The organism is Enterococcus sp. AZ095b, from assembly GCF_051714725.1.
GTDB lineage: Bacteria > Bacillota > Bacilli > Lactobacillales > Enterococcaceae > Enterococcus_B > Enterococcus_B pernyi.
The window spans coordinates 2,820,546-2,841,341 of sequence record NZ_JBIOSL010000001.1 but is presented as its reverse complement, the minus strand read 5'-3'; the positions used below and the strand labels follow the sequence as shown (position 1 = coordinate 2,841,341).

The following is a 20,796-nucleotide window of genomic DNA, read 5'->3' as shown; positions in this document are numbered from 1 at the left end:
CAACCCAAAACAATCTGATAAGATATTGTATTGTCAGTTGTTTTTGGCGTCTCAAAGTCTAGTTTGAAAGAAGAGGAAGAAAATGACGAAAGTACGCGTACGTTATGCACCAAGTCCAACAGGGCATTTGCATATTGGGAATGCACGAACTGCATTATTCAATTATTTATTTGCCCGTCACAATGATGGAGATTTCATTATCCGCATTGAGGACACTGACCAAAAACGAAATATTGAAGATGGCGAAAAAAGCCAATTAGAGAATCTTGCATGGTTAGGGATGGAATGGGATGAATCACCTGAAAATCCAGGTGAATACGGTCCTTACCGTCAATCTGAAAGAAAAGAAATCTACCAACCATGGATCGATCAGTTATTAGCAAGCAATCGTGCTTACAAATGCTATTGTTCAGAAGAAGAATTAGAAGCAGAACGTGAAGCGCAACGTGCGCGTGGCGAAATGCCTCACTACGCTGGGACTTGTGCGAACTTGTCACCTGAAGAACAAGCGAAAAAAGAAGCAGAAGGTATTGTACCAGTGATTCGTTTCCGTGTGCCGCGCAATACAGAATATGCGTTTACCGACATGGTCAAAGGAGATATCACCTTTGAATCAGACAATATCGGTGGGGATTATGTCATCCAAAAACGCGATGGTATGCCAACCTATAACTTTGCGGTAGCTGTTGACGATCACTTAATGAAGATCACTCACGTATTACGTGGGGATGATCATATTGCGAATACACCAAAACAATTAATGATCTATGAAGCATTTGGTTGGACTGCGCCAACATTTGGGCATATGACCTTGATCATCAATTCTGAAACGGGCAAAAAATTAAGTAAACGTGATGAATCGATTTTACAATTTATCGAACAATACCGTGAATTAGGCTACTTACCAGAAGCGATGTTCAATTTTATTGCTTTACTAGGCTGGTCGCCTGTCGGTGAAGATGAATTGTTCAGTCAAGAAGAATTGATCAAAATGTTTGATCCACAGCGCTTGAGCAAATCACCAGCAGCATTTGACGCAAAAAAATTACAATGGGTGAACAACCATTACATCAAAGAAATGGATCTAGATGCATTGACAGAAATGTGTTTACCTTATTTGATCGCTGATGGTCGTGTGCAAGAAAATCCAGATGCACAAACAATCGAATGGGTGAAAAAAATTGTTCGTCTGTACCAACCACAAATGAGTTATGCAGCGGAAATCGTTGAAGTATCAACATTATTCTTTAACGAACATCCTGTATTAGATGAAGCAGCCAAAGAAGTATTAGCGGGTGAAACGGTTCCGACTGTGTTGAAAGCTTTCAAAGAACAACTTACTCAAATGGAAGTGGTAGATGCACCAACAGTCAAAGCAGCAATCAAAGCAGTACAAAAAGAAACAGGGGTAAAAGGAAAGAACCTGTTTATGCCGATCCGTGTCGCTGTTTCAGGACAAATGCATGGACCTGAATTACCAGAAACAATCGAATTGTTAGGAAAAGAAAAATCTTTAGCACATTTAAACCAAGTATTGAACTAAACACGATGAACAGAAAGAAGTAAAAAAAGAATGGTTTCAAGAGAGTCAACGGGTGGTGTAAGTTGTCAATTGTTCTTTTTTGAAATGCCTCTGGGAGTGGTCTTTGCGAAGAGGGGGTTGATCAATCTCAATCCTTGAAAGTAGCGAAGAACGAATAGCAGACGTTACCTGTTAGAGATAATCATTTGATTATGAAAAAAAGTGGAACCACGCCTCATAGCGTCTTTTAATAAGGAAACTTATTAAAAGACGTTTTTTAGTTGTCTTTCGTTGTTCTTACATACAGTCGAAAAAGGAAAGGAGAGGAAGTCGATGGAATGGTTCAAACGAGCTGTCATTGCCGTAAAGAAAAATGATCCAGCAGCGCGTACCACAGCAGAGGTCATTTTGACCTATCCTGGGCTACATGCATTATTTTGGCATCGTTTCTCCCATTATTTATATCGCCATCGTCTCTATTTGATTGCCAAAATGAATGCCCAATTTTGGCGATTTATTACGGGAATAGAGATACATCCAGGAGCGACGATTGGAACGGGTGTATTTATCGATCACGGTATGGGAATCGTTATTGGAGAAACAGCAGAAATCGAAGATGATGTCGTCTTGTTTCATGGTGTCACTTTAGGGGGGACTGGAAAAGAAACGGGGAAAAGACATCCAACCGTCAAAAAAGGCGCAATGTTGTCAGCCAATGCCCAAATCTTAGGACCGATCACCATAGGAAAAGATGCGAAAATCGGTGCAGGCGCAGTCGTCTTAAAAGATATACCTGATGGGGCAACAGCAGTAGGGATACCAGCAAAAGTTGTCCGAATCAATGGAGAGAAAGTAGGGGATGAGAATGATAAAAATCTATAATACGCTATCAAGAGAAAAAGAGACTTTTGTTCCTTTAAAAGAAGGACAAGTTTCAATGTATGTTTGCGGACCAACTGTCTATAATTATATCCACATTGGAAATGCCCGAAGTACGATTGCATTTGACACGATTCGACGCTATTTGGAATACCGTGGATATCAAGTGAACTACGTATCGAATTTTACAGATGTGGATGATAAAATCATCAAGGCTGCCAATGAGCTTGGGATCACGGCGCCTGAAGTTGCTGATCGTTTTATCAAAGCTTTTGAAGAAGATACGAAAGCCTTGAATGTGCAGCCAGCAACGAGCCATCCAAGAGTAATGGATCACATGGAAGATATTCGTGTGTTCATCCAAATATTGATCGCCAAAGGTTTTGCTTATGAATCGAATGGCGATGTTTATTATCGTACGCGTAAATTTACTGATTATGGTCAATTGAGTGATCAATCAATAGACGAGTTAGAGATTGGTGCAAGTCAACGTACTGGCGCAGAACAGCAACAAAAAGAAGATCCTTTAGACTTTGCCTTGTGGAAAAAAGCAAAACCAGGCGAAATTTCATGGGAATCGCCATGGGGCGAAGGTCGTCCAGGGTGGCATATCGAATGTTCCGTGATGGCAACGAAACATTTAGGTGAGACAATCGATATCCATGGTGGTGGACAAGACTTGGAGTTCCCTCATCATGAGAACGAAATTGCCCAAAGTGAAGCGAAAACAGGTAAAAAATTTGCGAACTATTGGATGCACAATGGCTATGTGACGATTGGTGAAGACGATCAAAAAATGAGTAAGTCTTTAGGGAACTTTATCACTGTCCACGAAATGATCCAAGAGGTAGACCCACAAGTGTTACGCTTCTTTATGGCAACCACACAATATCGTCGACCGATTCGCTATAGTGAAGCAACGATGAAAGAAGCAGCGACAAACTTACAGCGATTGAAAAATACGTTTGATAATCTAAACTTCCGTTTTGAAAATGCGGTAGCAGCCCAGTCGGAAGATGAGAGACAGGTAACAGAACTGGAACAATTAGAGACACGATTCATCAAAGAAATGGACGATGATTTCAATGCGGCTAACGGCATCACAGTTGTCTATGAATTAGCAAAATGGATCAATACGTATTTGGAACAACCGACTGTCTCCAAAACGATCCTATCCAAAAGTGAGGCACTATTTACCCAATGGTTGTCGATCTTTGGTATCTTATTTACGACAGCAGAAATGTTGGATGAAGAAATCGAGCAACTGATCGAAGAACGAACACAAGCCAGAAAAAACCGAGATTTCGCTCGTAGTGATGAAATTCGGGACCAATTAAAAGAAAAAGGTATCTTGTTAGATGACACTCCACAAGGTACTCGTTGGAGAAGAGAAGCATGAGAGATCATACACAACTAAATGGTTTAGCACTTGCTTATGTTGGAGATGCTATCTACGAAATCTATATTCGAGATTACTTGATTGAAAAAGGTGAAACAAAGCCGAATAAACTGCACCGAGCAGCGACACACTATGTTTCGGCAAAGGCACAAGCTTTTTTGATCCAACAAATGTTGCAAGAAAACCTGTTAACAGAAAATGAAGAACTTTACTATCGCAGGGGTAGAAATGCCAAAAGCCATACGAGTGCAAAAAATGCGGATATTACCACTTATCGCGTTGCAACAGGGTTTGAAGCCTTGATGGGCTACTTACATCTAACAAAACAAACCGAACGTATGGAAGAATTGATCAATTGGTGTATTGAGAAAGTAGGTGAAACCCATGAGGAAAGAAAATAAAGAACGTAATTATCAAAAACGAAACAAAAAAGATTCTCAACGTTTTACAAAAGGCAATGAGAAACGTAGTGCCAAGAAGGAAACAGTTTATGTTGGTCAAGAGGACACAACGAGTGAAGACAATTTTGTATTTGGTCATCATGCGACAGTCGAAGCTTTGCAACAAGGTCGTGGAAATAAATTGTTCCTCCAAGAAGATTCAAGGGGCGACAAGGTTGAAGAGTTGAAAAATATTGCTCGAGAACAATCGGTGCCGGTCAAGTGGGTGCCTAAGCAGAAATTAGACCTACTGAGTGATCGTGGTGTTCATCAAGGGGTGGTATTGGCCATCACGCCTTATGAATATCTGACGTTGGATCAACTATTGGAACAGGCGAAGAGCAAAACGGAAACACCCTTTTTCTTGATCTTGGACAGTATCGAAGATCCTCACAATTTTGGTTCGATTTTACGAACGGCAGATGCCAGTGGGGTGGATGGTGTCATCATTCCTAAACATCGCGCAGTCGGAATCACGCCAATCGTGACGAAAACATCGACAGGCGCCGTTGAATACGTGCCAGTGGCTCGTGTGACAAACTTAGTTCAAACTGTCCAGCAGCTAAAAGAGCAACAATTTTGGGTATTCGGAACGGATATGGAAGGAACGAATTTCCAATCATGGAATGCAAAAGGATCGATAGCGTTAGTGATCGGTAACGAAGGTCGTGGCATGAGTGCAGGCTTGAAGAAAGAAATGGATGAGTTGTTAACGATCCCTATGGTCGGTCATGTTCAAAGCTTGAACGCGAGTGTTGCGGCTGGGCTACTGATGTATCAGGCTTTTTCTCAGCGTCAGGGGGGATAAGGCATGAAGAAGCAGCTGTTGATCGTCGATGGCTATAATATGATCGGTTCTTGGCCGGAATTAGTGGCACTGAAAAAGCAAGATAAAATGGCGGATGCCAGAGAAGCCTTGTTGCATCGTTTATCGAATTATGCAAAATATGAAGGCCTAGAAGTAATCGTTGTCTTTGATGCACAATTAGTGCCGGGTATCCAACAAAATTATCGAAAATACCAATTAGAAGTTGTTTTCACAAAAGAGGATGAAACGGCAGATACGTATATCGAGCGGATCGCTGGAGAGTTGAATACTCGTTTGACGCAAGTGACTGTCGCAACGAGTGACTTAGCGGAACAATGGGTGATTTTTTCACAAGGTGCCTTACGAACTTCCGCGTACGAATTATATAAAACAATCAAAAAAACAGAAAAAAATATTACCCAAGATAATATAAATATGCGTTTTATTGATTTTCGACGAAATTCTCCGTGGAATGAAGAACAATTAGAAAAATTGTCCCAAAAATTGGACGATTTAATGAGAAAAGAAAAATAACAGCCAGATACGATTAGTTATTCAATGAATTGATGGTAAGATTCCTCCATAATCGAAAGTTATGGAGGAATTATTTTATGTCCGAGGAGTTATTGTGCGCCGCCCGTAATGGAGATGAAGAAGCATTTTCTATGCTGTATCAAAAATATTTCCCGTTATTATTACGGTTGAAAAATATTTATTATCTAAGGAATTATGTAAGTGAAGATTGGGAACAAGAAGCAAGGATTGCTCTATATCAAGCACTTAAAACGTACGAAAATAATAAAGGTGTCAGTTTTGGGAGTTATTACAAAAGTATTATCAGTAACCAAATCTACTCTTTATTGCGTAAGCAAAACGCGCTAAAACGTCGAGACCAAAAAAATGAAATTTCTATTGAACAAAAAATAGCGACAGAAGGACCAGATTTTTTAGCCGAGATCACCATCCAAGAACCTGTTGCGATGCAACAATTACTATTAAAAGAAGCTTTCGAGGACTGTGATATCAAATTCTCATCAAAAGAGGCAAAAATCTTTCAACATTACATGCAAGGCAATGATTTTAGCGAGATGGAGAGAGAATTATCAATGGATCTGAAGCAAATAAAAAGCGCTTACGGTCGAGTGAAATATAAGATAAAAAAACATCTGAAAGATTATAATGAGTGATTTTTTATAGCATTACTAATGTTTTTCTTACTTATTTCTATTGCATTTCTTTTTTTGATATGGTAAACTTGAAAAATTTTACTATATATGGTATGATAGTAATTGAGGTGAATTGTATGCCACTAACTTTAGCTACAATCAAAAAAGATTTAGAAGGTCGTATCGGCAGCCAAATCATGTTGGTTGCACAGACCGGAAGAAAGCGTCAAACGGAACGCCGAGGCGTTTTAACAGAAACCTATCCTTCAGTATTTGTCGTAGACTTAGATCCTGAAGAAAATTCATTTGAACGAGTATCTTACAGTTATTCAGATGTACTTACTCGAACAGTTGAGATCGAATTTTTAACTGAAGCAGTTTAAAAAGCAAGCGGACCTAGATTATATATGAGGTTCGTTTGCTTTTTTGTATCTAACTCGTTATGCTATTAGCAAGAAAGAACGGAGGTCCTGATGATGAAGCATTATGTAAAAAAATTTGCAGAACTAACAACAGCAGAATTTTATGCAATCGTGAAAGAGCGAATCGCCGTATTTGTTGTTGAACAAAATTGTCCTTACCAAGAAGTCGATGAGATCGATGAAATCGCATGGCATACTTATTTTAAAGATGAAGATGGTACGATTTTGGCATATACACGTATTTATGCAGAAGAAGACACAGTTCATTTTGGACGAGTCTTGGTCAATCAGGCGCATCGCAAGTCAGGGTTAGGACAAAAAATCGTGGCACAAACATTAGCGGCGATCGAAGCCAATGCACCTGGACGTCCGATCGTGATCGGGGCACAAGAATATCTACAATCATTTTATGAATCCTTTGGTTTTCAGGCAATCTCAGAAGTATATTTAGAAGATGGAATCCCCCACTTAGACATGAGAAAACAAGCATAAAAAAAACAGAAGGATTTCCTTCTGTTTTTTTTATCTCACGCTTTAGGATCCGTGCTCTCAGAAGTTGCTTGGGCAGTGGGGCGTGCATTATTTTCAGCTGTTTGTTGTGCCAATAGATCGCGAATATCACTAAGATAATCTTCCGCAGTGGGTTTGTCTTCCACCACTTCTTCTTCTTTTGGACGTAAGTTTTTCGCATGATTGGCTGCTTTGACCACTAGGAATAGAACAAAACCAGTAATGACAAATGTAATAATTGCACTAATAACATTCCCAAAAGAAAAGGTGACCCCTTTCGCAGGTGACCAATCAAGAACAGACAATGCACCATCCAAATCAGAGGTACCTGTGATCATTGCAACGACCCAACCAATTAAGGGAGTAATCAGACCTTGAACGATTTGATTCACAATGCCCGTAAAAGCACTACCGATCACTACACCGACAGCTAGATCTAGCACATCGCCTCGCATGATAAATTCTTTAAATTCTTTGATCATTGTTTTTCTCCTTTCTTGTTAATCCTAGTATATCGAAGAATAAAAAAATGTAAAAACAACACGCTTAATAATATCCCCACACGTTCGTTCAATCACTTGTATGCTATACTAGAAAGTGACTTTTAAAAAAATTGGACAAAAAAAGAGAACTTTTATGTCGTTGAAACAACAACGATCATCGCTAAGAGATCCAAGGATCATGACAAAAAGGAGTAGTTATTTATGGCCTATCAATTGACAGAAGGTGTCAACCTTCATGTGCTACCAACCAAACAATTTAAAACGATCCGTATTTTTGTACGGTTCACCACAGCCTTAGAAAAAGACATCGTCACCAAACGTTCATTACTGAGTAGTTTATTAGAGACGAATAGCTTGAACTATCCGGATCAGACACAATTAAGTGCAAAATTAGCTGATTTGTATGGAGCTGGTTTCGGTTTTTCTGTTCGGAAAAAAGGCAATCTACATTGGATGAATGCGGGAATCAGTTTCGTCAATGGTGCGTATGTCAATGACAGCACGATTTTGACGAATGCCGTTTCCTTTTTAAAAGAGGTATTATTCTTCCCTAACATCAAAAATCAAACATTTGATCAAGCAACATTTGATTTAGAGAAAAATAACTTAAAGCAATATTTGGAAAGCTTAAATGAAGATAAGCAAACAATGGCTTCATTAGCATTACAAGAATTATATTTTGAACAGTCAGATGCACAAAAAATCCCAAGTATGGGGTCCGTTGAAGAACTCGAAAATATCACATCAAGTGCCTTAGCAGAATATTATGCACGTATGATCAAAGAAGACCAAGTGGATATTTTTGTAGTGGGTGATATCGAAGAAACAATGGCAATCGAAGCGTTAAAAGAGCTTCCTTTCACTGAGCGAAAAGTGGTACGACCAGAAATCTTTTATCAACAAACACAAAACAACGTGATCAAGGAACGACAAATCCAAGAACCAGTGGTGCAAGCCAAACTGAACCTAGCCTATCAAACCAATGTTTATTACGATCAGCCAGAACGTTTTTCATTGATGGTCTTTAATGGCTTATTCGGAGGCTTCCCTCACTCCAAACTTTTCATGAATGTACGTGAAAAAGAAAGCTTAGCTTATTATGCGTCTAGCAACGTTGATACTTTTCGTGGGTTATTGACTGTACAAACAGGCATTGAGACCAAAAATCGTAATCAAGTCTTGCACTTGATCCATCAACAACTGGCAAGTTTACAAAATGGCGAAGTCACTAAATTGGAGCTTGAACAAACCAAGGCAATGTTACGTAATCACTATTTGTTGTCTTTGGATTCGCCACAAGCTGCAATCGAATCCGCTTATTTAGCACACTGGCTTCCTGATACTGAACTATCGGACGAGGAATGGCTGGCTCGCATGGAACGTGTAACGATCGAAGATATTCAAGAAGTGGCAAACCAAATCGAATTACAAGCAATTTTCTTTTTAGCTGGAGGTGAAGAGAATGCATAAAGCAGAGTACAGTCAAATCAATGAAACACTGTATCACGAAGTCTTACCGAATGGTTTGACGGTTTACTTGTTACCAAAAAACGATTATCACAAAACATACGGTTTATTCAGTACGAACTATGGGTCGATCGACAATGAATTTATTCCCTATGATGCAACGGAAAAAGTGAAAGTTCCTGATGGGATCGCGCATTTCTTGGAACATAAGTTATTTGAAAAAGAAGAAGGCGATGTGTTCCAGTTGTTCGGTCAACAAGGAGCATCAGCGAATGCGTTCACGAGCTTTACAAAAACCAGCTATTTGTTTTCAACGACAGATCAGGTAGAAAAGAATCTTTTGACCTTACTTGATTTTGTTCAAGCACCTTATTTTACTGAAGAAACAGTCAACAAAGAAAAAGGGATCATTGGTCAAGAAATCCAGATGTATGAAGACGATCCGAATTGGCGGTTATTCTTTGGTATCTTAAACAATCTATACCCCAATCATCCATTACACATCGATATTGCAGGAACGGTGGAAAGTATTGCTGACATCACAGCAGAGGATCTATATACTTGCTATCGCACCTTTTATCAACCAAGCAATATGGTGTTATTTGTAGTTGGTAATTTGGAACCAGAACAGTTGATGGAGCAAATTCGCCACAATCAAGCTACCAAAGAATTTCCACCCGCTCAAAAAATCGAACGATTCTTTCCCGAAAATCAAGCAGATGTTCTGCCGATAAGTACCTTAGAAGCAGCGATCACACGAGAAAAATTTGTGTTAGGGATCAAAGGAATCGATGTGTTACCTGAAAATGGGAGAGAATTGCTCAGATATAAAACAGCGATTCGTTTGTTACTACAATTACTTTTAGGCCCAACTGCACAAAACTATTTAGCCCTTTACAACGAAGGAATTATTGATGATAGTTTTGGCTTTGAGTTTAGTTTAGATCGTGAATTTCATTTTGCTGACTTCAGTGGCGATTCGGACCAACCAAAACTAGCAGTAAAAAAAATAAAAGAGATTCTATTGAACTTTGAACATGACGAAGGAATCACAGAAGAAAACTTGAACTTGTTGAAAAAGAAAATGTTAGGGCAGTATTTCCAATCATTGAACTCCATCGAATACATCGCCAATCAATTTACACAAAGTCTATTTGGTGACCAAACATTGTTTGATTTGCCAGAAATCATTGAATCAATCCAGATGACGGATCTTCTTCAAGTAGGACGCTCTTTTATCAATGCTGATGTATTTAGTGAATTTTATATGCAGCCAAAAAAGTGAAACAGTAAAAAAACTCTGAATTTATTGGACATACTCGCTGTTTCGTCATGCTTTTTGTAAGAATAAAAGAAAGTTTTAAATTTCACTTTAAAACAGATGAAATGTTGTCCAAAGTAAGTTCGCTTTGTGGTATTCTTAAGTAGATTGAGTGCAAGATTGATCAATATAGAGGGAACACTATACATTGAGCATGAATAAAGCAAAAATTCAATGAGAAGCAGTCAGAAAAAATGGTCGATCCTCAGTAGAGAAAGCACCTTCTGACTAGAATACACAGACTGGAGAAGATGAACGAGTGGCTTTTGAAACCATCGGGGAAAAATTACGGCAAGCCCGTTTAAACAAAAAAATATCATTAGATGAATTACAACAAATGACGAAGATCCAAAAACGTTACTTGGAATCGATCGATCAAAACGAATTTGATCAATTGCCAGGTAAATTTTATGTTCGTGCATTTATTCGTCAATATGCAGAAGCTGTTGGTGAAGATGGTGATTATTTAGTGGATGTTTTTGATGGGAAAAAATCTTTCGCAGATGAGACCATCAAAAAACGACCAGAACCAGAAACAGTGAGTGGTTCAAGAAAAGCCATGCACGAAGAAGAAAAGAATCTAACAAAATTCTGGACAAGTCTGCCAGTGATTTTATTAGGATTAGTCGCTGTAGCAATTATCACAGTAGTGGCATATATGTCATGGCAAGACCGTCAATCGGAGCCGATCATTGGTGGAACAGCTTCAACGGTATCTGTCGATGGTTCGATCACGGAAGAAGAACCGGAGTCAAGTGAATCAACGGTTGAATCGACCGTGGAATCGACAACAAAATCAACAGAAGAAGAGAAAAAAATGATCATCACACCGGGACAAGACACAGGAAGTGCGCTTTCAATCGAGGTAAAAGATGCGAAAAAACCGATCACATTGGAATTTACAGCAAGTGAACGTGTCTGGATTGGTGTCCAATTGAACAATACGTTTGACTATCACTATCAAGAAACCTTGGTTGCCAATGATACAAAAACAACAGAACTTCCAGAAAATACGACAAATGCAATGATCACACTTGGAGCAGCGAGTAATGCAACGGTCAAATTAAATGGTGAAGAACTGCCTATCAACGCAGGCCCAAATAATACGAGTCTGAAGAATATTTCGCTTTCCTTGCAGTATGCAGAATAACTAGTTTAAACATCAACCGTGTAAAAGAGAGCCGGAATCTCGTGTTGGGCTCTCTTTTCTTGTTTAGATAGTAGGTTATAATGTAGTGAAAGATTTGTTTAGCAATTGAGAGACTATTGGTGGAAACTTTTGCTGGACTGACGTAAAATAGGAAAGAAAGGAGTCGTTCTTGTGAATTTACCAAATCAATTAACTGTACTTAGAATCTGTATGATTCCAGTGTTTATTTTAGTCGTCGGCCTTCCGTTAGATTGGGGGCAATTAACGGTAGGAACAACGTCATTAGCGATCACTCAGCTAGTAGGTGCCATCATTTTTGCTTTAGCAAGTGTGACGGATTGGCTAGATGGGAAAATTGCTCGCTCCAGAGGATTAGTGACGAACTTCGGAAAATTTGCTGATCCATTAGCAGACAAAATGTTAGTTATGACAGCTTTTATCATGTTGGTAGGTCAAGGAAAAGCGCCAGCATGGGTGATTGCGATCATCGTTTGTCGTGAGTTGGCTGTAACAGGGTTACGATTATTGCTTGTCGAGGACGGGGAAGTCATGGCAGCTGCTTGGCCTGGAAAAGTAAAAACAGCTACTCAAATGATTGCGATCATTTTATTATTCATCAATAATATCCCATTCAACTTGATCAATGTACCCCTTGATCAAATCATGTTATACGCTTGTCTGATTTTTACCATCTATTCAGGTGTCGATTACTTTATCAAGAATCGTGGCGTATTCAAAGGATCCATGTAAAATCATAGAGTCACTTAGTGAACCTTGCAATCAGATCGGTCATTTCCGGTCTGATTTTTATTTTTTTGACATAGACGCAATCACAAGAATAAATTGAGCAAGGAGAAATGATTCTATCAGCAAATAGCGTATACTATTTGGTAGAGATAATTAGTCGAACAAAGACTGATTTACAGATAAATAGAGATGTTGCAAAAGCAACCTCAACTAAAGGAAGCGATCAAATATGAAATCTGAAATCATAGCAGTAGGAACAGAATTATTACTTGGACAAGTCGTGAATACGAATGCGACATTTTTATCAGAACAGTTAGCAGATCTAGGAATCGATGTCTATTATCACACAGTTGTCGGGGATAATCCGACTCGTTTGGAGGAGTTACTCCAGTTAGCTGAATCAAGAAGTGAACTAATCATTTTATGTGGTGGATTAGGACCAACAGAAGATGATTTAACAAAAGAAGTTGTTGCAAAACACCTTGATAGAAAACTGATCCAAAATACAGAAGGTTACAAGAAACTGTTGGCATTTTTCGAAACGACAAAAAGAAAAATGACGGATAACAATTTACAACAGTCCCAAATCATTGAAGGTGGCACACCATTACCTAATCGAACTGGCTTAGCGTTAGGCACGTTTTATCAAACGAAAAGCAATGCCTATCTTTTACTTCCTGGGCCACCGAGTGAGTTGAAGCCGATGTTTGTAGAACAAGTACGCCCCTTGTTAGAACAACAATTCCCTTCAGAAGAAAAACTGATCTCAAAAGTGTTGCGCTTCTATGGCATTGGTGAATCACAATTAGTAACCGATCTAAAAGACTTGATTGCTACACAAATCAATCCCACGATTGCTCCTTATGCCAAACCAAATGAAGTCACACTGAGATTGACCGTCAAAACGTCAGACATCCATGCAGGGAATCAAGCGTTGCACGCACTAGAAGAAAAAATCCAAGCCCGTGTCGGTGAATATTTTTATGGCTATGGGGATGACTATTCGTTGCCACAAGCCGTCGTGGATCTACTGAAAGAACAGGGGAAGACAGTCACAGCAGTTGAGAGTTTGACAGCCGGAGGCTTTCAATCCGCACTAGGAGCGATTCCTGGCGTCTCTCAAGTCTTTTCTGGTGGTTTTGTGACTTATTCAGCAGAGACCAAAGCAAAGCTCTTAGGCATCGATCCAGACCTGTTAGAGCAGTTTGGCACAGTCAGTAAAGAATGCGCCGAACAAATGGCGATTCGAGCACGCCAACTCGTTGGTACAGATTATGCCGTAGCGTTTACTGGCGTAGCGGGACCCGACACATTAGAAGGACATCCTGCGGGTACAGTTTGGCTTGCCGTTGCATCAAAAGAAGGCGTAGAAACAAAAGAATGTCACTTCACAAGAGACCGTTCGGCAATCAGAAATAGCGCGATTATGCAAGGATTTGATCTGCTAAGAAAGCAACTATTAAGAAAAAAATAAATGCGAATATTTGTTCGGTTTTCGCTTGCTTTTTATAAATAAAAAAGATATTATAAACGTAATGAAATGTTACTTTGAGTCGTAAAAATAAGGAGGATTATCGTATTGGCAGATGATCGTAAAGCAGCCTTAGATGCTGCATTGAAAAAAATTGAAAAGAACTATGGGAAAGGTTCGATCATGAAACTGGGCGAAAAAATCGACCAACAAATCTCGACAATTCCAAGTGGTTCTCTTGCACTAGATGTTGCTTTAGGGATAGGTGGCTATCCTCGTGGACGGATCATTGAAGTCTACGGTCCAGAAAGTTCAGGTAAAACAACGGTTGCACTTCATGCAATCGCAGAAGTCCAAAAAAATGGTGGGACTGCCGCCTTTATTGATGCGGAACATGCCTTAGATCCACAATATGCCCAAAAATTAGGGGTAAATATCGATGAATTACTCCTTTCTCAACCGGATACAGGAGAACAAGGATTAGAAATCGCTGATGCTTTAGTATCAAGTGGTGCAGTAGATATTGTCGTTATCGACTCAGTAGCAGCTTTAGTACCACGTGCAGAGATCGACGGTGAGATGGGTGACTCACACGTAGGGTTACAAGCTCGTTTGATGTCTCAAGCCTTACGTAAACTGTCAGGATCGATCAACAAAACAAAAACGATCGCGATTTTCATCAACCAAATTCGTGAAAAAGTTGGCGTGATGTTCGGTAATCCAGAAATCACACCAGGAGGACGTGCGCTGAAGTTCTATGCAACGATCCGTTTGGAAGTACGTCGTGCTGAACAATTGAAACAAGGAACGGACATTGTCGGTAACCGTACAAAGATCAAAGTCGTAAAAAATAAAGTAGCGCCACCATTCAAAATCGCTGAAGTCGATGTCATGTATGGCTTAGGTATCTCTCAAGAAGGCGAGCTATTGGATATGGCAGTTGAAAAAGATATCGTTGACAAGAGTGGTGCATGGTATTCTTACAAAGAAGATCGCATTGGTCAAGGTCGTGAAAACGCGAAAATCTATATGTCAAATCATCCAGAGATGATGGCTGAAGTATCTACATTAGTGCGTGCAGCTTATGGCATCGGTGAACCAGTTGATGTACCAGAAGAAGCACAAGAAGAATTACCACTAGATGAATAAAGAAATAAGCGGATATCCGGTAGTCTAATAACTACCGGATGTTTTTTTATTTTTCTCTAGAATAAGCACAAAAAAATAAGTCATCACTCGCTCAAAACCTCCCTTTTTTGAAAAACGAGGAAGCCGTTTCTTTTCGTATTTAAAGTTGACACTACTGGAAACAAACATTAGAATAAACTTGTGCAGGTTTTTATGCACATATGCAACAGCATATTTATAGTTTAGAATAATTTATCATAGAAATTGGTAGATGATAAAAATGGAAAAGATAGTATGGAGGTGGATTTAATGGGACTCAACATTCTCCTCGCTATCATCGGTTTAATTGTCGGTCTTGGTTTAGGGTTTATGGTTGCGAAGTCACGTCATGAGAAAGAAATTGCTGGTGCAAAAACATCAGCTGCAAGTATTCTTGAAGGTGCAAAAAAAGAAGCAGAAACTCTAAAAAAAGAAGCATTGTTGGAAGCTAAGGAAGAAAATCAGAAATATCGTTCTGAAGTTGAAAGTGAGCTGAGAGAAAGTAAATTAGAGCTAAAATCTCAAGAAAATCGATTGATCCAACGCGAACAAACGTTAGATCGTAAAGATGACTCGTTAGAAAAACGAGAAAACTCACTTGAAAGTAAAGAAGAGGCACTTAGTTCAAAACAGCAATTAATTGAAGAGCGAGAAAAAGACGTTGAAAGATTGATTGAAGATCAACAAAAAGAATTAGAAAAAATTGCTGGTTTATCGAAAGAAGATGCAAGAGAAGTAATCATGAAATCAACCGAAGAAGAGTTGAATCATGAACTGACCTTGATGGTAAAAGAATCAGAACAACGTGCAAAAGAAGAAGCAGATCGCAAAGCGAAGAACTTGCTCTCATTGGCTATCCAACGTTGTGCAGCAGATCAAGTTTCTGAAACGACAGTGTCTGTCGTGACATTGCCAAATGACGAAATGAAAGGTCGTATCATCGGACGTGAAGGACGAAACATTCGGACCCTTGAGACCCTTACAGGGATCGATTTGATCATTGATGATACACCAGAAGCAGTCGTTCTTTCAGGATTTGATCCAATTCGTCGAGAAATCGCACGAATGACATTAGAAAAACTGATTCAAGATGGACGGATCCATCCAGCGCGTATTGAAGAAATGGTTGAAAAATCACGCAAAGAAATGGACGAACGGATTCGAGAATATGGAGAAGAAGCAGCCTTTGAAGTCGGCGCACATACGCTTCATCCAGATTTGATCAAGATCATGGGTCGTCTACATTTCCGAACAAGTTATGGCCAAAACGTGTTGAAACACTCGGTCGAAGTAGCGAAATTATCAGGAATCTTAGCAGCGGAGTTAGGCGAAGATATCCAATTGGCGAAACGTGCGGGATTGCTGCATGATATCGGGAAAGCATTAGACCATGAAATTGAAGGCTCACATGTTGAGATCGGTGCAGAACTAGCAGCGAAATACAAAGAGAATCCAGTTGTGATCAATGCGATCGCCTCTCACCATGGCGATGTCGAAGCGACTTCTGTTATTTCCGTCCTAGTTGCCGCTGCAGACGCATTATCAGCAGCTCGCCCAGGTGCAAGAAGCGAATCATTGGAAAACTATATCCGTCGTTTGAGAAGCCTAGAAACGATCTCAAACAGCTTTGCCGGTGTTGAATCAAGTTTTGCTGTCCAAGCCGGACGTGAAGTACGCGTCATGGTCAAACCAGAAGAAATCTCTGATTTAGACGCGGTACGCTTAGTACGCGATATCCGTAAACGCATCGAAGATGATCTGGATTACCCAGGACACATCAAAGTAATCGTGATCCGAGAGACTCGTGCAACCGATTATGCGAAATAAAAAATAGTTAAAATATAGGATGACCCAACAGATTAGATTAGTCTGTTGGGTCATTTTTTTTATTGACTTTAGTCAAAGATGTGTGTTTAGAATTATTAAAAGTAGATAAAATCGCAGAAACAGTCGAAGGTCAATACTTAAGAAAATTCCTTGATATACCACCTTCTTTTCAATAAGAGAAGATTTTAAAGGAATCAGTCGAGCGACTTCTTTCGATCGCAACAAAAGGCGAACAATGTTTGCGTCGAACAGCAGACTGGGGATTTGAAAATATTTGAGTCGTTTCGACTGATTTTGTGCTAGATGAGAAGACACATGCCTATTATTCCATTAGTAATGATGATCCGAAAGCCTATGCCTTTGTATTGAAAGAAGATGCTGAGTGTCGCATCATTATTGTAGCGGATGCTTTCCATAGAAGACCATAAATTTTATCAGGAATCCAAATGGCAGCACCCCCAGAGATTACGATTACGCATGAAACTACACACATTGTTTTAGGAACATATAATGTTGTTAAATATGGGCTAACGTCTATTGGATTTTTGCCTAGTGGTCAAACATGTGAAAGATGATTTTCTTGCACGCTACGCAGAGTATTTTGAACCTCCTAATTTTGATCAATTTGTTACAGCGGTAGCAAAAAAGCAAAATGCCCCTCAGTCATCTAAAAAAACTGTCATCAAAGCATTTCAAACAGACCCTTTATTATTTACTAAGTTCAAATTGACGGATGCTCAATTGCTTGCAACGATTATAAGAGATTTTGCCAATCAAAATAGGTTCTATAACCAACCGTGTGTCAAAAGAAAAACAAAGGCAGAGGAAATGGGAGATGGCAAGCTATTCACTGTGTTAGCAATGATGCAAACAGTTAATTTCTTTGTTTTAGAACAAACCAAAGATTTAGAAAAAAAGCAAGAATTGTCTGAAATGACGCCGACAAGATCTACTCAAATAAGAGATGAAGTAGCGAATTTTGCAAGGATCATGAGAGGGGGTGAGGATAAAAATGAGTTCCACGATAACCCCCGCGTCAAAAGAGAGACAAAAGAAGAAGGATTAGGAGATAGTAAGCTGTTTAGTGGTGCAAAGACGATGCAAACAGGTGTTTTTTTAGTGATTGAACAAGCTAAACGTTTAGAAAAGAAACAAGCAGTACCAAAATGTCGACAGAAGTACCTGCTCAAACAAGAGATGGAGCGGTAGATTCTGCAAAGATCATAAGTCATGGCAAAAAGGTTAGTAAAGAGACCAACGCGACAATCACTTACCAGCAGTCTATCGTGAAGGGAAAACAGGTTAGTCTGTAAAACGAACAGTAAAGGACACTAGCCAAAAAAAATAGCATAGAGATAAAGTATAATTTTACTACTGTAAGTATCAGCTAAAATATGAAGAACAACCTCTTCGATTACTAAGACAGTAAGCATAAAAATGTGCGGTCTTATTCTCGAAGAGGTTACGGATGTTCTCGGCGTTTATTCAGTTCTAAGGTAACAGAAAAAAGTGAATTTACAAGGATTTTTATATATTATTGTTATTATTTAATTTTAAAATAACTATTTTATAGTTATTTTTCTGGTGTAAGTAAGTGATTTAGTGTTTTTTTATCAGTATGTTATTGCGTTTGTTGTGTCAATAATAAAAAAACATAAATTATTTAATGTAGGGCTTTAAATATGTGGTTTAATATTTAGAGAGATTTCTCACAAAATATTGTTGGAGGAGTATAAATGATTAAATCTAAAATCATTACCTTATCTGTCACAATCAGTACGTTAGCTAGTGTTATAGTATTTTCGGTTTTAGGAGTTAATGAGTCAGTATTTGCCTCGGAGTATCAAGAAAAAACAACGACAGAGGCTAAATCTTATCAAACGGATTTATTTAATGATGCGGTTATCACTTATAAGAATACTGCTAAGATTAATCAATTCGATGAAAACAATGAGCATATTATTCAGTTGCTAGATAGAAACAATAATGTATTGGCCGCAGAGGTTACTAATTTACAAACATTAGAAACAATGGCTGTAACAAGAACAGGTAGTGAAGTGATTGTCGAGAAAAAAGAAAAAAATAATGATGGTGAATATAGACAAATAACTGAAAAATACCCATTGATAGTCGAAAATAGTGAAAAAAATGGGTTAGATGATCTCTCAAATAATCTACTAAGGCTGAAATATACCTCATGGAATTATACGAATTTAGCTGTAGGGAAAAATATATTTGGGTCGCTAGTAAATATAGGGATTGCGTCTTTAATTACTTTTACAGCTGGTGTATTTGGTATTGCAACAATTGCAGCAGAATTTTTACTTGAGTATATGGGGGCATATGGTCTATCTAGTGGAGCAGCCATTGCATCGGCTTTAGACACTAGTGGTAATGGTTGGATTGGATTATATGTTCGAGAAGTATGGAATGACTCATGGACGGTATATCATGGAACGCAGCATCGAACGATGTGACTAACCTTATGAAGAAATACATCGTTAAATTACTAGTTATATTTTTACTTGTATTAGTCTTTATCGGCTTGGTTGAGTTTTTATTGAAAGGAAATAAATCCATACTAATATCAACCAGTGGTTTAGGCTATGTTTTTGGCGTTCCATTTTTATCCGTTAAACCGTTTAAGAATGAAACTAGGATAAGAAAAATCCAATATGTGGTTCTTCTCTTCTTGTGTTTTTACTTACCACCTAAAATAGTAAGCTCATTTGGGGTTGAAAAATTTGAGATTACACGTTTTTTGTACGCTATATTAATACTTGTAGGAATACTAATTTTATATGGGGTAATTTTGTTTACACAGCGAAACAAGAAATAATAGCAATTGTTCAATATAAACAAGCCGAAGAATCCAGAAGTAGGCACAGGAGTTTTAGGATTCTTCGGCTTGTTTTGTTTTAACAATATTAAATTTTATTTTTTTCAGTCTATCCTTGCATCGCTTCTTCGTTTACAACATTTCTTTATCTTTTTCGATTGTTTTCGTGATCCCTATGATGATTGCAGGGATAAACCCAGCTTCTTCTAATGCGACGACACCGGCAACTGTCGTTCCGCCTGGAGAAGATACTTGATCAACTAATTCCCAAGGATTTTCATCGCTTGCTAGGAACTTTTGGCAGGAACCTAAAATCGCTTTAGCGGCAATTTCTGTTGCTGTTTTTTTAGGTAGTCCATGTAAAACACCTGCACGTCCCATTGCATCGATCAACATATAAATAAAAGCAGGGGAGCTTCCAGCCAATCCGATAAATGTACTGAAATCATCTTCTGCTAAAGGGTAGACACTACCAATCGCTTCAAAGATTTGTGTCGCTTGTGTCAACTGTTCATTTGTTGCTGCTTGGTTTTTGCAGATTGCAGAAACACCCGCGCCAACACTCACGTTGACATTGGGCATCACACGAATGATAGCAGCTTCTGGATCCAGTGCTTGTTCTAGTGTTGCAAGCGATTTTCCTGAAGCAATTGAGATAAACAACTGTTGTTTACGATGGTCGCGTAATTCATTTAACACCTGTTCGATGATTTTTGGTTTCACTGCCAAAACAACGATTTCTGCTTTTTCAGCAATCTCTTGATTGGTTTGACAAGCATTGACCCCAACTTTACCAGCAAAGCGTTGGGCATTTTCATAATGACCGCTTGAAACAAAAATATCTTCTTTAGCCACTAGATTATTTGCTAAGATACCATGAATAATTGCTTGTGCCATATTTCCTGTACCGATAAATCCGATTTTCATGTAATCCTCTCCTTTGGTTTTTAGCATAGCTTTTTTTCTCATAACCTGCAAGTCGAGAGACGAATTGATTTTCCAGTTTACTGCTCAGGTCAAAGCGCTTCTTTCACAACCTTGATAAACGGTGTGCAAGGAGCAACACTTCGGACATAAGCCAAAAAAAATCAAAAATGAAACGACCATTTTCAATTTTTCTGTCTTATGCTTTAGTGCTGAACGCTCCTTTCGCAACCT

At 38.8% G+C, this 20,796-nt stretch carries 22 protein-coding genes and 1 other annotated feature; of the genes, 20 read left to right on the top strand and 2 right to left on the bottom strand.

Features of this window, described 5'->3' with window-relative positions:
• Nucleotides 1-82 precede the first annotated feature (82 nt).
• From gltX to IGJ99_RS13550, 9 genes are all read left to right on the top strand, one after another.
• Nucleotides 83-1,543, top strand: a complete 1,461-nt coding sequence (gene gltX, locus IGJ99_RS13590; protein WP_010734061.1) for a glutamate--tRNA ligase — start codon at nucleotides 83-85, stop codon at nucleotides 1,541-1,543.
• Nucleotides 1,540-1,773 (top strand) — a binding site (T-box leader). It overlaps the preceding gene by 4 nt.
• Nucleotides 1,774-1,855: 82 nt before the next feature.
• The gene (epsC, locus tag IGJ99_RS13585; protein ID WP_010734062.1) at nucleotides 1,856-2,404 is read left to right on the top strand and encodes a serine O-acetyltransferase EpsC; all 549 of its coding nucleotides are present in this window, start codon (nucleotides 1,856-1,858) and stop codon (nucleotides 2,402-2,404) included.
• The gene (gene cysS, locus IGJ99_RS13580; RefSeq protein WP_023520525.1) at nucleotides 2,388-3,800 is read left to right on the top strand and encodes a cysteine--tRNA ligase; all 1,413 of its coding nucleotides are present in this window, start codon (nucleotides 2,388-2,390) and stop codon (nucleotides 3,798-3,800) included. The genes epsC and cysS overlap by 17 nt, the downstream gene beginning before the upstream one ends.
• Entirely contained in the window at nucleotides 3,797-4,201 is a 405-nt protein-coding gene (locus IGJ99_RS13575) for a Mini-ribonuclease 3 (RefSeq protein WP_010734064.1), read from the top strand. Before cysS ends, IGJ99_RS13575 begins: the two co-directional genes overlap by 4 nt.
• On the top strand, nucleotides 4,185-5,048 hold the full coding sequence (rlmB, locus tag IGJ99_RS13570) for a 23S rRNA (guanosine(2251)-2'-O)-methyltransferase RlmB (protein WP_023520524.1): 864 nt from the start codon (nucleotides 4,185-4,187) through the stop codon (nucleotides 5,046-5,048). The genes IGJ99_RS13575 and rlmB overlap by 17 nt, the downstream gene beginning before the upstream one ends.
• Before the next feature lie 3 nt (nucleotides 5,049-5,051).
• Nucleotides 5,052-5,582 carry an NYN domain-containing protein gene (locus tag IGJ99_RS13565; RefSeq protein ID WP_010734066.1) on the top strand — a complete coding sequence of 177 codons (531 nt, stop codon included), beginning with the start codon at nucleotides 5,052-5,054 and terminating at the stop codon, nucleotides 5,580-5,582.
• Between the two features lie 77 nt (nucleotides 5,583-5,659).
• Nucleotides 5,660-6,235, top strand: a complete 576-nt coding sequence (locus tag IGJ99_RS13560) for a sigma-70 family RNA polymerase sigma factor (RefSeq protein WP_019724411.1) — start codon at nucleotides 5,660-5,662, stop codon at nucleotides 6,233-6,235.
• Between the two features lie 116 nt (nucleotides 6,236-6,351).
• A complete protein-coding gene (locus tag IGJ99_RS13555) occupies nucleotides 6,352-6,597 on the top strand; it encodes a Veg family protein (RefSeq protein ID WP_010734068.1) in 246 nt (81 codons plus the stop codon).
• Between the two features lie 93 nt (nucleotides 6,598-6,690).
• Entirely contained in the window at nucleotides 6,691-7,128 is a 438-nt protein-coding gene (locus tag IGJ99_RS13550) for a GNAT family N-acetyltransferase (protein ID WP_023520523.1), read from the top strand.
• 35 nt (nucleotides 7,129-7,163) lie between these two features.
• Here IGJ99_RS13550 and mscL read toward each other — a convergent pair whose 3' ends face one another.
• Entirely contained in the window at nucleotides 7,164-7,628 is a 465-nt protein-coding gene (mscL, locus tag IGJ99_RS13545) for a large conductance mechanosensitive channel protein MscL (RefSeq protein ID WP_010734070.1), read from the bottom strand.
• 222 nt (nucleotides 7,629-7,850) lie between these two features.
• Here mscL and yfmF point away from each other — a divergent pair, with 222 nt between their 5' ends.
• From yfmF to IGJ99_RS13490, 11 genes are all read left to right on the top strand, one after another.
• Complete coding sequence (gene yfmF, locus IGJ99_RS13540; RefSeq protein WP_023520521.1) at nucleotides 7,851-9,119, top strand: EF-P 5-aminopentanol modification-associated protein YfmF; 1,269 nt, start codon at nucleotides 7,851-7,853, stop codon at nucleotides 9,117-9,119.
• Nucleotides 9,112-10,401, top strand: coding sequence for an EF-P 5-aminopentanol modification-associated protein YfmH (gene yfmH / locus IGJ99_RS13535; protein ID WP_023520520.1), 1,290 nt, complete (start codon nucleotides 9,112-9,114; stop codon nucleotides 10,399-10,401). The genes yfmF and yfmH overlap by 8 nt, the downstream gene beginning before the upstream one ends.
• Nucleotides 10,402-10,696: 295 nt before the next feature.
• The gene (locus tag IGJ99_RS13530) at nucleotides 10,697-11,587 is read left to right on the top strand and encodes a helix-turn-helix domain-containing protein (protein ID WP_010734073.1); all 891 of its coding nucleotides are present in this window, start codon (nucleotides 10,697-10,699) and stop codon (nucleotides 11,585-11,587) included.
• A gap of 171 nt (nucleotides 11,588-11,758) precedes the next feature.
• Nucleotides 11,759-12,337, top strand: a complete 579-nt coding sequence (gene pgsA / locus IGJ99_RS13525) for a CDP-diacylglycerol--glycerol-3-phosphate 3-phosphatidyltransferase (protein ID WP_019723896.1) — start codon at nucleotides 11,759-11,761, stop codon at nucleotides 12,335-12,337.
• 226 nt (nucleotides 12,338-12,563) lie between these two features.
• Nucleotides 12,564-13,808: a competence/damage-inducible protein A gene (locus IGJ99_RS13520; RefSeq protein ID WP_023520517.1), complete on the top strand. Its 1,245-nt coding sequence runs from the start codon at nucleotides 12,564-12,566 to the stop codon at nucleotides 13,806-13,808.
• Nucleotides 13,809-13,913: 105 nt separating this feature from the next.
• Nucleotides 13,914-14,954, top strand: a complete 1,041-nt coding sequence (recA, locus tag IGJ99_RS13515) for a recombinase RecA (protein ID WP_010734076.1) — start codon at nucleotides 13,914-13,916, stop codon at nucleotides 14,952-14,954.
• A 288-nt stretch (nucleotides 14,955-15,242) separates the two neighbouring features.
• A complete protein-coding gene (gene rny, locus IGJ99_RS13510) occupies nucleotides 15,243-16,799 on the top strand; it encodes a ribonuclease Y (protein ID WP_010734077.1) in 1,557 nt (518 codons plus the stop codon).
• Between the two features lie 296 nt (nucleotides 16,800-17,095).
• Nucleotides 17,096-17,227, top strand: a complete 132-nt coding sequence (locus IGJ99_RS13505; RefSeq protein WP_347081657.1) for a hypothetical protein — start codon at nucleotides 17,096-17,098, stop codon at nucleotides 17,225-17,227.
• A 124-nt stretch (nucleotides 17,228-17,351) separates the two neighbouring features.
• Nucleotides 17,352-18,008: a hypothetical protein gene (locus tag IGJ99_RS13500; RefSeq protein ID WP_438770890.1), complete on the top strand. Its 657-nt coding sequence runs from the start codon at nucleotides 17,352-17,354 to the stop codon at nucleotides 18,006-18,008.
• Between the two features lie 527 nt (nucleotides 18,009-18,535).
• A complete protein-coding gene (locus tag IGJ99_RS13495; protein ID WP_010734080.1) occupies nucleotides 18,536-19,276 on the top strand; it encodes a hypothetical protein in 741 nt (246 codons plus the stop codon).
• An 8-nt stretch (nucleotides 19,277-19,284) separates the two neighbouring features.
• Nucleotides 19,285-19,638, top strand: a complete 354-nt coding sequence (locus IGJ99_RS13490; RefSeq protein WP_034691573.1) for a hypothetical protein — start codon at nucleotides 19,285-19,287, stop codon at nucleotides 19,636-19,638.
• A 132-nt stretch (nucleotides 19,639-19,770) separates the two neighbouring features.
• Here IGJ99_RS13490 and proC read toward each other — a convergent pair whose 3' ends face one another.
• Nucleotides 19,771-20,565 (bottom strand): pyrroline-5-carboxylate reductase, encoded by a 795-nt coding sequence (gene proC / locus IGJ99_RS13485; protein WP_438770889.1) that lies wholly within the window; start codon nucleotides 20,563-20,565, stop codon nucleotides 19,771-19,773.
• Between the last annotated feature and the right edge of the window lie 231 nt (nucleotides 20,566-20,796).

Bases quoted from the DNA above. Each gene is read 5' to 3' on its own strand.
- gltX (WP_010734061.1), top strand. From the start codon at position 83: ATGACGAAAGTACGCGTACGTTATGCACCAAGTCCAACAGGGCATTTG.
- epsC (WP_010734062.1), top strand. From the start codon at position 1,856: ATGGAATGGTTCAAACGAGCTGTCATTGCCGTAAAGAAAAATGATCCA.
- cysS (WP_023520525.1), top strand. From the start codon at position 2,388: ATGATAAAAATCTATAATACGCTATCAAGAGAAAAAGAGACTTTTGTT.
- IGJ99_RS13575 (WP_010734064.1), top strand. From the start codon at position 3,797: ATGAGAGATCATACACAACTAAATGGTTTAGCACTTGCTTATGTTGGA.
- rlmB (WP_023520524.1), top strand. From the start codon at position 4,185: ATGAGGAAAGAAAATAAAGAACGTAATTATCAAAAACGAAACAAAAAA.
- IGJ99_RS13565 (WP_010734066.1), top strand. From the start codon at position 5,052: ATGAAGAAGCAGCTGTTGATCGTCGATGGCTATAATATGATCGGTTCT.
- IGJ99_RS13560 (WP_019724411.1), top strand. From the start codon at position 5,660: ATGTCCGAGGAGTTATTGTGCGCCGCCCGTAATGGAGATGAAGAAGCA.
- IGJ99_RS13555 (WP_010734068.1), top strand. From the start codon at position 6,352: ATGCCACTAACTTTAGCTACAATCAAAAAAGATTTAGAAGGTCGTATC.
- IGJ99_RS13550 (WP_023520523.1), top strand. From the start codon at position 6,691: ATGAAGCATTATGTAAAAAAATTTGCAGAACTAACAACAGCAGAATTT.
- mscL (WP_010734070.1), bottom strand. From the start codon at position 7,628: ATGATCAAAGAATTTAAAGAATTTATCATGCGAGGCGATGTGCTAGAT.
- yfmF (WP_023520521.1), top strand. From the start codon at position 7,851: ATGGCCTATCAATTGACAGAAGGTGTCAACCTTCATGTGCTACCAACC.
- yfmH (WP_023520520.1), top strand. From the start codon at position 9,112: ATGCATAAAGCAGAGTACAGTCAAATCAATGAAACACTGTATCACGAA.
- IGJ99_RS13520 (WP_023520517.1), top strand. From the start codon at position 12,564: ATGAAATCTGAAATCATAGCAGTAGGAACAGAATTATTACTTGGACAA.
- rny (WP_010734077.1), top strand. From the start codon at position 15,243: ATGGGACTCAACATTCTCCTCGCTATCATCGGTTTAATTGTCGGTCTT.
- IGJ99_RS13495 (WP_010734080.1), top strand. From the start codon at position 18,536: ATGATTAAATCTAAAATCATTACCTTATCTGTCACAATCAGTACGTTA.
- IGJ99_RS13490 (WP_034691573.1), top strand. From the start codon at position 19,285: ATGAAGAAATACATCGTTAAATTACTAGTTATATTTTTACTTGTATTA.
- proC (WP_438770889.1), bottom strand. From the start codon at position 20,565: ATGAAAATCGGATTTATCGGTACAGGAAATATGGCACAAGCAATTATT.